This window comes from Saccharopolyspora pogona (genome assembly GCF_014697215.1).
GTDB lineage: Bacteria > Actinomycetota > Actinomycetes > Mycobacteriales > Pseudonocardiaceae > Saccharopolyspora > Saccharopolyspora hattusasensis.
Genome location: NZ_CP031142.1, coordinates 4,859,513 through 4,873,369, shown reverse-complemented (window position 1 = coordinate 4,873,369; position 13,857 = coordinate 4,859,513). Strand labels below are relative to the sequence as shown.

Sequence of the window (13,857 nt, the reverse complement as noted above, 5' to 3'; positions counted from 1 at the left end):
TGAGGCCAAGTCTCGCACACGCTCTGTTGGACAAGCCCCAGGTGCCCTTAGAGTTCCTAACAAAGGATCTTGATGTGTCGGTAGCAGATGATGCAGGTGGCCAGTCCGAGGAAGGCTTCGTGGATGTCGTCGCGGCGTTCCCAGCGGATACGCAGGCGTCGCATGCCGTGGTACCACGCTATTGTTCGTTCGATGACCCACCTGATCGTGCCGAGTCCGGAGCCGTGCCCGGTTCCGCGTTCGGCGATCTGCGGGTCGATTCCCTTGTCGCGCAACTCGTTCCGGTGTTTTTCGGAGTCGTAGGCGCGGTCGGCGTAGAGGGCGGCGGGGGCGCCCGCGCTTTCCTCGCACGGGCGGGATCTTTTCGACCAGTGGGAGGAGTTGGGTGACGTCATTGACGTTGCCGCCGGTCAGGCTGAATGCCGTCGGAATGCCGCCGCCCTCGGTGATCACGTGGTGCTTGGAGCCCGGCCGGGCACGGTCGACCGGGCTCGGGCCGCTTTTGGGCCGCGCCGCGCCGCCCGCACATGCGAGCTGTCGATCACCGCCCGAGACCAGTCCAGCTTCCCGGCCGCGTTCAGCTCGGCCAAAAGCGCCTCGTGCAGCCGCTGCCACACCCCGGCCTCGTTCCACTCCGCCAGGCGCCGCCAGCAGGTCATTCCGGATCCAAACCCCAGCTCCTGGGGCAGAAACTCCCACTGGATCCCGGTATGCAGCACGAACAGGATTCCCTGCAAGACCAGCCGGTCCGGCAGCCGCTTGCGGCCCAGCTTGGGCAGCGCGTTCTCCCAACGCGGCAACAACGGCTCAATTCGCTCCCAAAACTCATCCGGCACGATCCACGGCGGCTGCTCACCCTTCCTCACAAGTCCATGATCGACCACTAAGGATCTTCAGGCACTAGAAGTGATTATTTTGTTAGGAACTCTTACGGCTGGTCCTGCACGGATCCTCCGTGCGGCTCCGACACAGACCTGGCCAGGGCAGTCGACCACGGCCTGAAAGAGATCAACATCCTTGCGTATCTTGACAGCGACGAGTGACTCCTCGGGTCGAATTCCGAGCGCCTGTTTGTTGCTGCGGAGTTTGCGATCGGGCTGTTGTCGCCAGCGCACGTGTCAGGAGCGGTGTGCGCGTCGATCCCCGTAGCCGGTAACACTGTTCTTGCCGCAAGTCTTATCCGTGCAGGTCAAGATACATGCTCGACCTGTGGATGATGCTTGGCTGCGTTACTTCGGGCGAACAACCCCAGCCAACCGAAGACGGTCACTGGCGCCATGTACAAGAGTCAAACAGCATGATCGGTCCCGCCCCGTTCATCGTCGGGTGAGGCCTCCCACACCTGCAGAGCGTGCACCGACATGCCCTGACCAGCGCGGGAGACAGCCTCAGGGCCGGTTCACTCGTCGATGCGCTTGCGGTAGGTCTCTTCGAGCAGCAGCGCGCACACCACGGAGATGACTGCGGAGGCGATGACGTAGACCGAGATGGAGTCCGTGTTCCCCGTCGCCGTCACCAGCCACACCGCCACCAGCGGTGCCGGTGTGCTGGTCACGATTCCGGACAGCTGGAACGCTAGCGACGCCCCGGTATAACGCATGCGCAACGGGTATTGCTCGGTGTAGAGCGGCCCGTTGATCCCGCCGGTCGCCGCGTGTCCGATCCCGAGGGCCCCGATCATGGCAAGCCAGACGAGTGGCTGGGTCTCCGAGCTGAGCAGGGCGAAGAACGGGAATGCCCAGGCACCGATGAACAGAGACCCGAAGATGTAAACCGGTTTCCGCCCGATGCGGTCCGACAACGCGGCGAAGACGGGCTGCATGACCAGGTCGACGGCGGCCGCGATCATCAGGGCTTCCAGCAGGAAGGATCGAGGCATCCCCAACTGCTCGGTCGCGTAGGATCCGGAGTAGACGGTGAAGATGTAGTAGCCCGTGTTGCACGCGAACTGGACGAGCGCGAGAAGAATGGTTTTGCGCTTGGCAGTGGCCAGGACCTCCGCGATCGGGAGCTGTGCGGCCCTGGTTTCCTCCACCTGCTGGCGGAATGCCTTGGGGTCCTCGAGCACGGTGCGCAGCCAGTATCCGACCACCACCAACGCGATGCTGAGCAGGAACGGAACCCGCCAGCCCCAGCTGAAGAAGGCTTCGTCCGGCAGCGTCGAGGCCAGCGCGACGACAGCGGTGGAGAGCAACAGCCCGGCGGGCACACCCATCTGAACAGCAGCACCGTACAACCCGCGTCGCCTGGGCGGTGCGTGTTCGACGACGATCAGCGCCGCGCCGCCCCATTCCCCACCGAGCGCCAGCCCCTGGACCATTCTCAGCAGGATCAGCAGGATCGGTGCGAAGATTCCGGCCGCCGCGTAGGACGGCAGAACTCCGATGAGGAAGGTGCTGCCGCCCATCATGATGAGCGTGATCATCAGCATCTTCTTGCGGCTGAACCGGTCGCCGAAGTGGCCGAAGACCACCCCGCCGATGGGCCGCAGGAGCCACGAGACGGAGAAACTGGCCAGGGATGCGAACGTGGCCACGCCGGGCGAGAGGTTGCTGAAGAAGACCCGGGGGAAGATCAGTGCCGACGCCGTTCCGTAGAGGAAGTAGTCGTACCACTCGATCGTTGTCCCGATGAACGACGCGCGGGCGGCTCGCCGCACCTGCGAGAGCTGTTCGGCGGTGGATGCCCTGGTCGCCTCGGAGCGTGATGACAACTCCAAGTCCGCAGGCTTCTGGCTCATGGCGTCAGTCCTTCTGGTGTGACGACGGGACGAGGTGGAGGTTGAGTTCTGTTGAGTGGTGGCGGCGAGTGGGTGCTGCCATGGCCCCTTCCGATCTGTCGGGAACGGGGCGAACGGGTTTTACTCGAGCGCCTTTTTGTCGACGTGGTGATGGGTGTGTGCGAGGGCGCGGACCTTGTCCTCGTCGACGTCGATTCCGAGCCCTGGACCGAGCGGAGGAAGGACAGCGCCGCGCTCGTACGCGATGCCATCGTGCGCGAGGTCGTCGACCAGGAGTTGCGGGCCGAACAATTCGCAGCCGTAGGACAGCGGGATGCCGGAGCCTGCGAACGCGAGGTAGGCGGCAGTTCCGATGCTGCTCTCGATCATGCATCCGAGGTATCCCTCGATGCCCGATGTTTCCGCTACAGCGGCAACGTGGCGGGCCTGCTCCAGGCTGCCGTGCTTGGCGACCTTGTAGACGAACACACGAGCAGCATCGGAGCCGGCGAGCGCCGTCGCGTCAGCGAGGGTTTGCAGGGACTCGTCTGCGGCGATCGGTATCCGGGTCGCGGTTTGCAGCGCGGCCATCCCGGCGATGTCATCCGCGGCCAAGGGTTGTTCGACGAAGGCGATGTCGAGCTGCTCCAGTACTGGCAACGCGCGGCCGGCTTGGGCGCGGCTCCAGCCCTGGTTGGCGTCGATCCGCAGCGAGACGTGGGGTCCCAGCGCTTCTCGGATGGCCGTGACGCGGGCGAGTTCGGCATGCAGCGGAAGAGCGCCAGCTTTGATCTTGAATATGCCGAATCCGGCTTCCCGTCGCTCGGCCGCTTCAACGATGTCCTGCTCGACGGTGCGCCCTGCGAGGCTCCAGCTCAGCGGTACCGTGCCAGGGTGGTGGCCGCCCCACAGAGCGCCGAGCGGGATACCGAGGGTACGAGCGCGGAGGTCCGCGAGTGCGATGTCCAACGCCGCCTTGGCGAACCGGTTGCCGCGGATATCGGCATGTGCGTCGACAAGGCCGCACGCGGAGTGGATCGGGCGACCGACCAGCCGCGGCAGGAGATACTTGGCGAGCGTCGCGACGACGGATTCGGCGCTTTCCTCCGACCAGTGCGGCCCACCGAGCAGGGTCACCTCGCCCCAGCCGCTAGTTCCGTCGTCGGAGGTTGCGCGGACGACGACGAGATCGGCCACCACCGCGGTACCGAAGGACATGACGTGCCCTCGGCGTAGTTTGACCGGGACGTGCCAGACGTCGAGGCCGACGATCTTGGGGCTCATGACGCCGAAACCCGCGACCGGCGCATCCGGTCCGGCTTCAGTAAGGTCGCTACAAGTCATCGCATCGCATCCTTCGTTCCGCCGCGCTGTCGCGGTTGGTCAACATATTCCGGTGGGTCGATTGGCGACCGCCGCGCGGTGTGCACTTTGTAGCCCCGTGTCCCAGCTCACAGCAAGGGAGTCTGGAACAGTTCTTCTTCACGGCCGTTCAGGAGATCTGCAGCATGCTTGATCCGAAACGTCGGTGAAACACGATCCAAATAAAATCGCAGCCACCGATCGCCTGGTGTAAATCTCCACTCCGATCGCATACGCACCAGTGTTCGAGTTGGACTGTCCTTTCGAATCCAGTCGGATCAGGCGTTTGTGATCATGGTCAGCCGTGTGATCATCAGTGGTTGGACGTGTTGCTGCCGCACTTGGCTGGCGTGGTGGCCGAGCGGATCGATCAGACCGGGCCAGGCGTGCTGGTTTGGCGCCAAGGCGGAGGACGACGCCTGCCCGTCCTGCGGCGGCCGGTCACGCGGGTTCATAGCCGGTATGACCGTCGGCTGTCCGATGGTTCGGTGGCCGGCCAACCGGTGGTGCTGCGATTGCAGGTGCGGTGGTTCGTCTGCGGCGACAACGACTGTCCTGTTCGGACGTTCGCCGAGCAGGTCGACGGCTTGACCGCCGCCGGGCTGCGTTGTGCCGCAAGGCGTTGGAGCACATCGGGTTGGCGATGGCGGGCAAGGCAGGTTCGCGTCGGCGTTGGCCACGCGTACGTGGGAGCGGTTCGCCGCTGTCCACGAGCACCTCGACCAGGGGTGGACTGCTGGAGTGCGCCCCGGCGGCTGGGCTGGGCGCTGAACACGGTCAAGCGCTACGCCCGCGCCGAGCGGGTCGAGGACCTGCTGCGCCCGCCGCGCTACGGCGCGTGCCTACTCGACGCCCACCGCGACCTCATCGGTTCCCCCGTTGAACTCGATCGGCTGCTCCTGGAAGCCGACGCGGAGCAGTTGCGGGTCACTGTCGAGGGAAAGGCGAGCCGGGGAAGGCTGCGGCTGTTCGGCCGTCGCCGAGCCGGGCGACGGGCGTAGTTCACCGCTATCCGCACCGCGCGTCCGGAGACGAGCTGTGTCAGCGTCAGGCTGGCGCGGCTGGAGCGGGTGCTGATCTTGAAGCAAGTCAATGCCCACCAGTCGCCGGTGAAGGCCTGATGCCCGACGAGCACTTCGCCGGGCACGGTGACGCTGGTGTCCAGTCTGGCCAGCCGCACTCGGAGCGGAACATCGGTGCGGACGCCGGTCGTGGGGCGAGGTAGTACCCAGGGCAGGTACACCCAGACCGGCAGCGGATCCTCCAAGGCGCGCCGCGTCGTCCACCAGCCGTCATCGTTGTCGTCTGCCACGTGCCCGATCCCCGAAAGTCTGCTGGACGCCGACGGTCAGGAGATCGACGAGCGGTTCATTGAGGCGAACTGACCAGCACCACGATCACCCGCGGGGAAGCCCGAAACACGCGGGTCATCTCTTATCAGGATCAAAAAGGAGAAGTCATGGCACAGATCGACAACCTCATGGATGCGTTCGACTCGGCGGCGACCGGCCGGGACCGGGACCGGATCCGCGACGAGATCCAGGGCGCCGACTTCAGCGACCGTCGTCGACACCCCGCCACCAGCTCTCACCAAGACGGAGGAGGTTAGGCCTGGATCGCCAGTGCTGACTGCGGGCAGTTCCGCGCGTGCTTGAGGACGAGCGTGTTGCCGAGCACGATGTTCGGCGCGGCCGTCCAGGCGGCTGCGTTTGCCGGGCAGGGCGGGCACCAATGCGTGGTGTCCGCCCTGCCCGGAATCGTGGGGTTGCCGCCAGTCGTGAGCTCCGCGGCTTCCTGGGCTGGTGCCCGGAAATGCCTGCTTGTCTGCGCCGTTGTGGCCGCTCCGTGCCGGAGTCGGAGCTCTGCGGCGGTTACCGTGGGTCGATCGGTGCGGTTCCCCAGGCGTGGTTCGGGGTCGCGTCGAGCGTGACCGTGATGTCGCCGCCGTGGTTCAGCGCGGATTCGGGGAGCCAGGATTGCGGGTGGTCGTGGCCGTCGACTTGCACGCTTTGCACGTAGATGTTGGTCGGGGATGCCTGTGGAGCGGTGACGGTGATCGTTGGGCCGCCGTTCCGCTTGATCCAGGCTTTCGGGAACATTGGGCTCGATAGCAGCATCTCGGCTCGGCTCGGGGTTTGCGGGTACATTCCCAGGGCGGCGAAGATGTACCAGGCCGACATCGTGCCCAGGTCGTCGTTGCCGGGCAGCCCGCCCGGTCCGGTCTTGTACACGAGCGATGCCATCGCTCGTACGGTTTCCTGCGTTTTCCACGGCTGGCCCAGCACGTTGTACAGCCATGGGGTGTGAATGCCCGGCTCGTTTGTCGGGTCGTAGCGGAAGCCGTCGCGGCCGGTCGCCCACGAACCGTCCGGGCGGTGGAAGAACGCGTCGAGCCGTTCCGCGGCCCGGTCGTTGCCGCCCATCGCTTCCGCGAGCCCGGACATGTCGTGCTGCACCATCCAGGTGTAGGTGGCGCTGGTGCCCTGCGCGAACCCGCGGTCGGAGGTCGGTGAGAACGGCTCGACCCAGGTGCCGTCCGACCGGCGCGCCTGCTGGTAGCCGCCCTCCGGGGTCGCCGTGGGGTTGAAGGTGTTGCGCCACCAGGAAGCCCGCGGCATCAGTGCGTCGTGTTCGGTGGTGCGGCCGAGCCGCCGCGCCCAGTCGGCGAGTGCGAAGTCCGCGGTCGATTCCTCTAGCGTCTCGGCCGCGCCGCCCCAGCAGTGGCAGGTGTCCTGAGGCGCGTAACCGAGCCGCAGGTACTCGGCGAGGTTCGGCCGCTGTCCCTCGCACTGGCCGGGGCAACCGGCGTCGGACAGGCCGGAGGGATGGGGCACGGTGGCTTGCCGGTACAGCGAGTCGAAGGCGCCTTGCACGTCGAAGTTGCGGACGCCGAGTGCGTAGAAACCGGCCAGGGTCGGCGCCGACGGGTCGCCGGTCATGACGTGGGTTGGGCCGTTGATGTGGATCCAGCGGTCCCAGACGCCGCCGTTCTGTTGCGCCAGGTTGTAGAGCGACTGCGCGTAATCGCCAGCGATTCCCGGTTCGAGCAGCGCGAGCAGCTGGGTGTGCGCGCGGTACTGGTCCCAGCCGGAGAAGTTGCTGTACTGCGCGCGCTGGCCGGGTGCGAGCCGGTGCACCTGCCTGTCGCTGCCGAGGTAGGTGCCGTCGACGTCGCTGGCGATGTTCGGCTGGAGGAAGGAGTGGTACAGCGCTGTGTGGAACGTCGTGAGCTGATCGGCCGTGCCACCGGCGACCTCGATGGATCGCAGCTGTTTGTTCCACTCCCGCCGGGCGTCGGTGGCCACGGATTCCACGTCGTCGTTCGGTTTCACCTCGCTCGCGAGGTTCTTCCGCGCCGCGTCGAGGCTCGTGTAGGAGATGCCGACGCGCATTTGCACGTCCGTGTCGGAGGCGGTGTCGAAGGTGACATAGCCACCCGAACCGCGCCCCGCGCGGTTGGCACCGGTCAGGTAGCCCTCGCCGCCGCTCGCCGTCGTGGTGTCCGGGCGCAGCTGGTCGTTGACCCACGTGCCGGTGCTCGCGAAGGCCCGGTCGAACGAAGCCACGAAGTAGAGCCGGTAGTAGGTCTTGCGGTTGTTCTCGCCGCCGTTGGCCCGGCGCCCGCAAAACGCGCCGGTCAGCACGGAACCTGTGACCGTGCGGGTGGCCGGGTCGATCGTGATATCAGCGTCCTCGCTGCCGTTGAGCGAGTTGGAGACCCGGAACAGCAAGCTGGCCGCGGACCCGCGGGGATAGCTGAACTCGCCGACACCGGCCCGGGTGGTGACTGAGAGATCGGCGCGCGCGCCGGAGTCGAGCGCGACGGTGTAGCGGCCGGGCTGCGCGGATTCGTTGTCGTGGCTGAAGTCGCTTGCGTAGATCGCGTCGGTCGTGTCCGCAGTCGGCGACGACGTCACCTCGCCGACGAAGGGCATGATCGGCACGTCTCCGGCCGCGCCCGGATGGCAACCGGCACCATTGACGTGCGTCAACGCGAAACCGCGCGTGCGGGGGTGTTGTAGGAGTAGCCGTTGGCGCCGGCGGCGTTGGTCTGGTCACCGGCCGTGTTGGTCGGGCTCCACGAGATCATCCCGAAGGGCCGGACCGCGCCGGGAAACGTGTTACCGCCGTTGGCGGACCCGATCAAGGGGTCGACGTAGCGGACGGGATCGGTGACCTTGGCAGGCACGGCCTCCGCGGTCGCGGGCAGGAGCGTGGCGACGAGCGCCGCCACAAGCAGGGAGCGGATCACCCCATGATCTCATGCGACCGCATTGGCCGGAACGTGAATTCCACGAAACCGCACGGTGATTGCTGGACGAGTTCCGAGCACGCCGGTGGGCCGGCAGGACGGGTAGAAAACGCGCAGTACCTCCCTCCTGCTCGTCCGCCCCACGGTCGCCTCGACGTGCAGTGAGCCAGCTAGTCGGCGGTATCCCCAGCTGGGGTTCTTTGTCCTGTGAGTAGGTGGCCATCGGTGTCGCGGTTGCGGCAGGCGTGGGTGGTCTTTGCCGAGGGCGCGTGTCTGGACCTCCGGTTGGACCAGCAACGCCTGCCGCAGGTGCTCGTGGCGAGATTGGCGTCGTGCACTGCGACGAACACTGTGAGCCCGGAGGAGCGTAGGAGCGCGGTGACCCTGCGGTGACTTCAAGGTAGCGGGAGCAGCGGGGCCATCATTTCGACACCGCCCTCGCCCGCTGGTGGAACCCCGCCGCCTACGAAGCGATCCTGGCCGCCGATGAACACGACCGAGACGAGCTCGGCGAGCTCTAAGCCCCGCGACCAGCGCGGCATCACGCCGCAGTGCTGCCCGGTTTGCTGCCATTCGCGTCAGCATCGACGTGCCCGAGGACGACCTCGACAACGACGAGGAGCCCACCGGGCGGTTCTGGGTTCCCGTTGCGAAAGCCAACAAGCATCGCGACACGCTGCGTGTGTGGGACGGCGACGAGGAAATCCCGTTGAACCTGGTCGGCAAGTGATCACCCCGGTGGACACGCGGGCTTGTGCCCGTTGGGTTCCGGGCTGGTGCGCGGCGCCGGGGTGTGCGTGGGCAGGACCCCTCACGGGCGGCAACCTACGGCCAGCACCACAACAGCCAGGCTCGCCGGGGGCCAAGCAGTAAAGTCATCACAGCACCGGACAGCCGCATAATCGCAGGTCAGGCGTTAAAACGTTGTCTGCTGCGCGAAAGCTACCGGGACGCCCTTCGGGCTCGCCAGCCCGGCGATGCGCCAGTGCATAGAGTCCCAGGAGGAGAGGAGCGGGAGACCATGAGCTTGCCGAAGGATGTCCGCACGACGAAGGGCCGCCAGAACGTTCGGCACTATCCGCCGGACATCTACCGCGGCAACAGCGGCGAAATCAGCGCATGGATGCGGCCGAACTCGACACCGCCGGATCTGACCATGGGCGGCGGTGAGAAGTGCGAGTTCATAGCCACATCCTCTGATACCAACGGCCGATTCGGCCTGTACCGATGGACGTTCGGCGAAAACGAAACCGGACCGGAAGCACATTTCCACCGTTCCATCAGCGAACAATTTTATGTCCTGTCCGGCGAGATTAAGCTCTACGACGGCAGTACGTGGGTAACCGGCCGTCCCGGTGACTACTTCTATGTGCCGGAAGGTGGTATCCACGCCTTCAAGGGCGGGGACTTCGCCTCGATGTTGCTGACTTTCGCGCCGGGAGGGCCACGAGAGGCGTACTTCGAGGCAATGGCTGCTGGCGGGATGTCGGAAGACGACGACCGCCAAGAGTTCATGATCCGGAACGACAACTTCTTCCTCGGCTGATCCTGATCCTTCGCGTGGGTAACGTGCTGACCTAATCGGGTTCGGATTGGGGCCGCACGCTGCCCGCGGCCGGTTCTGCGCGAGCAGTAGGTGCGCCGCAGGACGCCGTCCTCACACTGTCGCGGCGTCGGCGACGGTGACTCACGCGCGACCGCGAGCGATACCTGACCGCCCAGGCCCAGAATCCGGTACGTCTGCGGCGCGCTGACGACGAATCCGATGAGCCCATACGCTGCCGCAGCGACGAGTGCCATCGGAAGCGTTGCGCTCCAGTAGGGCGTTAGTAGGGGTACGACCGGAATACGGTCGGAACCTGCCGTGCTGGCTCGACAGACAGTGACCGCACAGCCATGCAGGACGGGCCGCATATCCGACATAGCAGCAGGGCCCAGGCCATCCGCGGCGACAAAGGGCGTCCCGGCTGTGGGCGGATAACCCGCTGCCGTTGACGCACTGATCCACAAAGAGAAGCCGCTGCCACGACGCTGTGTCTCGAATGGTTCGAAGATCAGCTCGCCGCCCGGAAGCTGGCCCTTGGGCAGCGTGTTCTCGGCGCTGGTGAACAGGTGCGGCGACCGGGCCGTGGACCGAGCCCGGGTGTCGGCCATGACGTCCATCAGCGTGCGGAGAAGCTCATTGGCGTTCGTGCTCGCCTTGTCGGAGTGCATCACCTCCGTTTCATCCTGCTGGGCGCGGAACTCGCGGGTTCGGGCCTTGTGCGCACGATGCTTGACCAACCGCAGCCGCACTCCGCCAGGCACGAAGTCGACGTCGTCCTCGGTCAGGGACGTCAGCTCCTCCGGAGCGTGGCCGGTCGCGACGACCAGCAGGATGCGGAACGAGTGCAAGTCGAACGTGACCGGATAGAGCAGGGCGACCAGCCCTTCGGTCAGCCGCATGGCGCTCGAGTAGGAGATGCTGGATCGAAGCTCGAGTAGATCCGCCGGCCATTCGTCGCTCGCAGGCAGGTTCGCCCAGATGTCGTTCGGCGTCACCAGCCCGGTCCTGAGCCCGTTCCCCGCCGCCTCCACCGGTGACACCGTGAACCCAGGCGAACAGCAAAACGCGTTGCAGGGGAAGGGAAATTGATGCCCAGGGTGGAAGTCATCCCCGGGTCGATTCTCGACGACACCACGTCCGAGCTCGCGGCCGCGGGCGTCGCCGAGCACGCACCCCACGTCGGCCCGCTGACTCGGCAACGCTTCGTCGACCCCGCCGGCTGGCTCAACATCCCCGACCTCGACGGCGAGATCTCCAAGTCCGAGCTGACACTACTGTTGTGCAGGTCAGGTTGCTGCCGACGCCGGAGCAGGTGTCGGCGCTGGAAACGACCCTGCACGCGGTCAACAAGGCCGCGAACGACGTTTCGCGGGCCGGTTTCGGCGCCCACGGGCTGAAGGGCTCGGTCAAGCAACTGCGGTCGCTGCATTACGCCGGTCTCAAGGACCGTGGTCTCGGTGCCCAGGCCGCGCAGCACGTCATCAAACGCGTTGTCGATGCCTACACCACACTGCGCGGGAACATCCGCAACGGCAACCTTGGTAAGCCGGGTTCGAAACGTCGCGTTCAGGCCTGAGTCCAAGCCGGTCGAGTTCCGCGAGAATGCTGCGCACACCTACGATGATCGGTGCTTGTCGTGGAGATACGATATGCGCACGGTGTCGATCTGGACCGTGCACGGGCGGATCAGGAACGTTACGTTCACCGGCTCGGAAAGGGACCTGAAAACCCTGGTGGATCACCGGCAGGGTGAGTCGGACCTGCTGTCGCGGGACGGCAAGTGGTTCATCATCGCCACCTGCGACGTTCCCGAAGAACCACAGTGTGAGCCGGTGGACTGGATCGGGGTGGACCGGGGCATCAACAACCTGGCCACCACCAGCGACGCCGCGAACTATTCCGGTCGCCGCCTGATTCGCTACCGGCGTTGGCAGGCTAAGAAGAAGGCAGAGATCCAGGCCAAAAACACCCGTTCGGCTGCTCGCCTGCTGAAAAAGCGCGCGAAGCGGGAAGCGCGGCACGCCGCGCACATGAACCATACGATCGCGAGGGATGTTGTGGCCGTCGCCCAACGCACCGAACGCGGAATCGCCCTCGAAGAACTCGGCGGTATCCGCGAGCGGGTCACGGTTCGACGCGACCAGCGGGCCACGCAATCCTCCTGGCCGTTCGCCCAGCTCGGGGACTACATCGCCTACAAAGCCCGGCGTGTAGGCGTTCCCGTGATCGAGGTGGACGCGCACTACACCTCGCAGCACTGCCCGCTGTGCGGTCACACCGAGCGGGCCAACAGGCCCAATCGGGACGATTTCTCTTGTCGTCGGTGTGGTCTCGCTGGACCCGCTGACGTCGTCGCTGGGGTCAACGTGCGCGACCGCGCACGCTCGGCGTGGGTATTTGTAAACATGCCCGATCACACCGGCTAGGTGTGTATGCGACCCGTCTCATCACAGCCAGCGGCGAGACGGGAGCGCAAGCAAAGCCCCTACGGACCGAGCCGCTTAATTGCTCGGTCCTTAAGGGCCGAGCTGTTTACGCTTTCACCGACAGCATCAAGCGCGGTCGACTGGCCGCTTGACATTTGCTGCGTCAGCGCTCGTGCTGGTCGTCGATTTCGAAGTCGAGGTGGGCGATTCGTTCTTCGACGGTGACCGCGTTACGGACGGCGCGGCAGGCTTGGGCGGCTAGTTGGCAGATTTCGGCGAGGTCCGCCTCTACGGCAGCGCGGTGGGTGGGAGTGTCCCCGACGATGAGGAGTAGCTCTCTGCGGATGTCATGCTCGATTTCGACGATTGTGACGAGCATGTGCTGCTGCTGTGCCTCGCTGATCAGCAGACTGTGATCGCGTTCGCCGTCAGGCGGAATCTCGGGATGCATGCCGATCATCGCAAATCGCCCTTCGGCTAGAGGTTCCTGCGACGATAACAGCCCCGACTCGGGGCTTCGGGCTGTTCGGGCAAATCCAGCGGCTGAACGGATGATATGGCGAGCATCATGTGATCTCTTTTCAGGTTTCCTCGCGGCAGGCTGTCCGGTTCGTCAGGGTCCCCCTCGGTTGATCGATCCGTGCCGGAGGGGCGTGGGGTGGCGGACACACACTTATCGGGAGACCTGGGGGCGGCTGTTGGTTTCGGCGGTGCCGGTGCGGCGCTGAGCGCGATCAGGCAGGAGAACGATCAGCTGGCCCAGCAGATCTCGGTGAGGTTCGATCGCACTGAGGTCGATGGTAGGCCCGCAGTGGTGACAGTGGACAAGGGCTCCGTCCAGGCACGGATCTGTTCGGCGAGGTTCGACGCGGGTGAGGGCTCGATCATCATCACCTTGCGGGAGGAGACCGATCAGGGGCTTGACGAGTGCGCTGAAGCGGTGAAGATCGCTGAAGTTGTTGCGCCTCGGATGCCGAGGTAGCGACGGAGTCGAGCGTCCAGGATTCGTGCGTGGGCGGAAGAGTACTTGCCCGGGGCATAGGTTCGAACCCTACTGCGGCCACATTTCTCGGGCAGTAACTTTCACCAGCCGGTTGACTGCGCTCGCTGCTTGAGTCAGGACCGCAACGTCGTGCCGCTGATCGCTCTTGACGGTGGTCAGCTGCCTCTCCCCTTCGGCTCCGACGACGAGGTCTGAACGCAGGACCGCGAGTGCGGCCGCCGCGGCCCGGGGCGTTGGCCGGATGATGTGGTAGTGGATGTGGGTCGGCGGGATGAACTGGTGGGGGCGGCCGAGTCGCTTGAGCGGCTTGCCGCCGTTTCGACGCGTGGCGATTGGCGGGTTGGGGGGTTGCTCGCCACCCGGCCGGAGGTTGTCGCTCACTTCGAGGGTGGGGCTACCGAGCACGTTGCCGAGGCTCGGGCCGGTAGTGCTCGGTGGATCGCCGCTCTTTCGCCCGCTCTCGTGGAGCCGCTCGCCGCGTGGCTCCGGGCGGCCGCCGGGGAGGAGGAGGTCGATGCGGCGGCCCTGTCGTTCGCTCGGGCTCTTCGG

General features: G+C 65.7%; 17 protein-coding genes and 1 pseudogene. 9 read left to right on the top strand and 9 right to left on the bottom strand.

What is annotated here, in order from left to right; translation table 11 throughout:
* Positions 1-56 precede the first annotated feature (56 nt).
* The 4 genes from DL519_RS48880 to DL519_RS22260 form a co-directional block, all read right to left on the bottom strand.
* Complete coding sequence (locus DL519_RS48880) at positions 57-395, bottom strand: transposase (RefSeq protein ID WP_263399690.1); 339 nt, start codon at positions 393-395, stop codon at positions 57-59.
* A 54-nt stretch (positions 396-449) separates the two neighbouring features.
* Positions 450-866: an IS5 family transposase gene (locus DL519_RS48870; RefSeq protein ID WP_263399689.1), complete on the bottom strand. Its 417-nt coding sequence runs from the start codon at positions 864-866 to the stop codon at positions 450-452.
* Between the two features lie 533 nt (positions 867-1,399).
* A complete protein-coding gene (locus DL519_RS22265; protein WP_190817659.1) occupies positions 1,400-2,740 on the bottom strand; it encodes an MFS transporter in 1,341 nt (446 codons plus the stop codon).
* Between the two features lie 120 nt (positions 2,741-2,860).
* The gene (locus tag DL519_RS22260) at positions 2,861-4,063 is read right to left on the bottom strand and encodes a mandelate racemase/muconate lactonizing enzyme family protein (RefSeq protein ID WP_190817657.1); all 1,203 of its coding nucleotides are present in this window, start codon (positions 4,061-4,063) and stop codon (positions 2,861-2,863) included.
* Between the two features lie 344 nt (positions 4,064-4,407).
* Here DL519_RS22260 and DL519_RS22255 point away from each other — a divergent pair, with 344 nt between their 5' ends.
* The 3 genes from DL519_RS22255 (at position 4,408) to DL519_RS22245 (ending at position 5,690) form a co-directional block, all read left to right on the top strand.
* Positions 4,408-5,082 (top strand): hypothetical protein, encoded by a 675-nt coding sequence (locus tag DL519_RS22255; protein ID WP_190817655.1) that lies wholly within the window; start codon positions 4,408-4,410, stop codon positions 5,080-5,082.
* A 156-nt stretch (positions 5,083-5,238) separates the two neighbouring features.
* Complete coding sequence (locus DL519_RS22250) at positions 5,239-5,466, top strand: hypothetical protein (RefSeq protein WP_190817653.1); 228 nt, start codon at positions 5,239-5,241, stop codon at positions 5,464-5,466.
* A 74-nt stretch (positions 5,467-5,540) separates the two neighbouring features.
* On the top strand, positions 5,541-5,690 hold the full coding sequence (locus DL519_RS22245; RefSeq protein WP_190817651.1) for a hypothetical protein: 150 nt from the start codon (positions 5,541-5,543) through the stop codon (positions 5,688-5,690).
* Between the two features lie 262 nt (positions 5,691-5,952).
* Here DL519_RS22245 and DL519_RS22240 read toward each other — a convergent pair whose 3' ends face one another.
* Together DL519_RS22240 and DL519_RS48865 are read right to left on the bottom strand one after the other, a co-directional pair.
* Positions 5,953-8,073, bottom strand: coding sequence for a GH92 family glycosyl hydrolase (locus DL519_RS22240; RefSeq protein ID WP_263399688.1), 2,121 nt, complete (start codon positions 8,071-8,073; stop codon positions 5,953-5,955).
* The gene (locus DL519_RS48865; RefSeq protein ID WP_263399687.1) at positions 8,070-8,333 is read right to left on the bottom strand and encodes a hypothetical protein; all 264 of its coding nucleotides are present in this window, start codon (positions 8,331-8,333) and stop codon (positions 8,070-8,072) included. Before DL519_RS48865 ends, DL519_RS22240 begins: the two co-directional genes overlap by 4 nt.
* 225 nt (positions 8,334-8,558) lie before the next feature.
* Here DL519_RS48865 and DL519_RS22235 point away from each other — a divergent pair, with 225 nt between their 5' ends.
* The 3 genes and pseudogenes from DL519_RS22235 to DL519_RS50255 form a co-directional block, all read left to right on the top strand.
* On the top strand, positions 8,559-8,726 hold the full coding sequence (locus DL519_RS22235) for a hypothetical protein (RefSeq protein ID WP_190817649.1): 168 nt from the start codon (positions 8,559-8,561) through the stop codon (positions 8,724-8,726).
* Between the two features lie 196 nt (positions 8,727-8,922).
* Positions 8,923-9,063, top strand: a complete 141-nt coding sequence (locus DL519_RS22230; protein ID WP_190817647.1) for a hypothetical protein — start codon at positions 8,923-8,925, stop codon at positions 9,061-9,063.
* Positions 9,064-9,354: 291 nt separating this feature from the next.
* A pseudogene (locus DL519_RS50255) lies at positions 9,355-9,672 on the top strand (hypothetical protein); the annotation flags it as partial.
* A 26-nt stretch (positions 9,673-9,698) separates the two neighbouring features.
* Here the strand turns inward: DL519_RS50255 and DL519_RS47010 are convergent.
* Positions 9,699-10,874 carry a hypothetical protein gene (locus DL519_RS47010; protein WP_223839393.1) on the bottom strand — a complete coding sequence of 392 codons (1,176 nt, stop codon included), beginning with the start codon at positions 10,872-10,874 and terminating at the stop codon, positions 9,699-9,701.
* A 296-nt stretch (positions 10,875-11,170) separates the two neighbouring features.
* On the opposite strand from DL519_RS47010, the gene DL519_RS47005 reads away from it, so the two are divergent.
* A complete protein-coding gene (locus DL519_RS47005; RefSeq protein ID WP_223839391.1) occupies positions 11,171-11,455 on the top strand; it encodes a hypothetical protein in 285 nt (94 codons plus the stop codon).
* Positions 11,376-12,305: an RNA-guided endonuclease InsQ/TnpB family protein gene (locus DL519_RS22220; RefSeq protein WP_263399824.1), complete on the top strand. Its 930-nt coding sequence runs from the start codon at positions 11,376-11,378 to the stop codon at positions 12,303-12,305. The genes DL519_RS47005 and DL519_RS22220 overlap by 80 nt, the downstream gene beginning before the upstream one ends.
* A 163-nt stretch (positions 12,306-12,468) precedes the next feature.
* On the opposite strand, the gene DL519_RS22215 is transcribed toward DL519_RS22220, so the two are convergent.
* On the bottom strand, positions 12,469-12,765 hold the full coding sequence (locus DL519_RS22215) for a hypothetical protein (protein ID WP_190817642.1): 297 nt from the start codon (positions 12,763-12,765) through the stop codon (positions 12,469-12,471).
* 198 nt (positions 12,766-12,963) lie between these two features.
* On the opposite strand from DL519_RS22215, the gene DL519_RS22210 reads away from it, so the two are divergent.
* Entirely contained in the window at positions 12,964-13,287 is a 324-nt protein-coding gene (locus DL519_RS22210) for a DUF3558 family protein (protein ID WP_223839387.1), read from the top strand.
* A 69-nt stretch (positions 13,288-13,356) separates the two neighbouring features.
* On the opposite strand, the gene DL519_RS22205 is transcribed toward DL519_RS22210, so the two are convergent.
* On the bottom strand, positions 13,357-13,713 hold the full coding sequence (locus tag DL519_RS22205) for a hypothetical protein (RefSeq protein ID WP_223839385.1): 357 nt from the start codon (positions 13,711-13,713) through the stop codon (positions 13,357-13,359).
* Positions 13,714-13,857 lie beyond the last annotated feature (144 nt).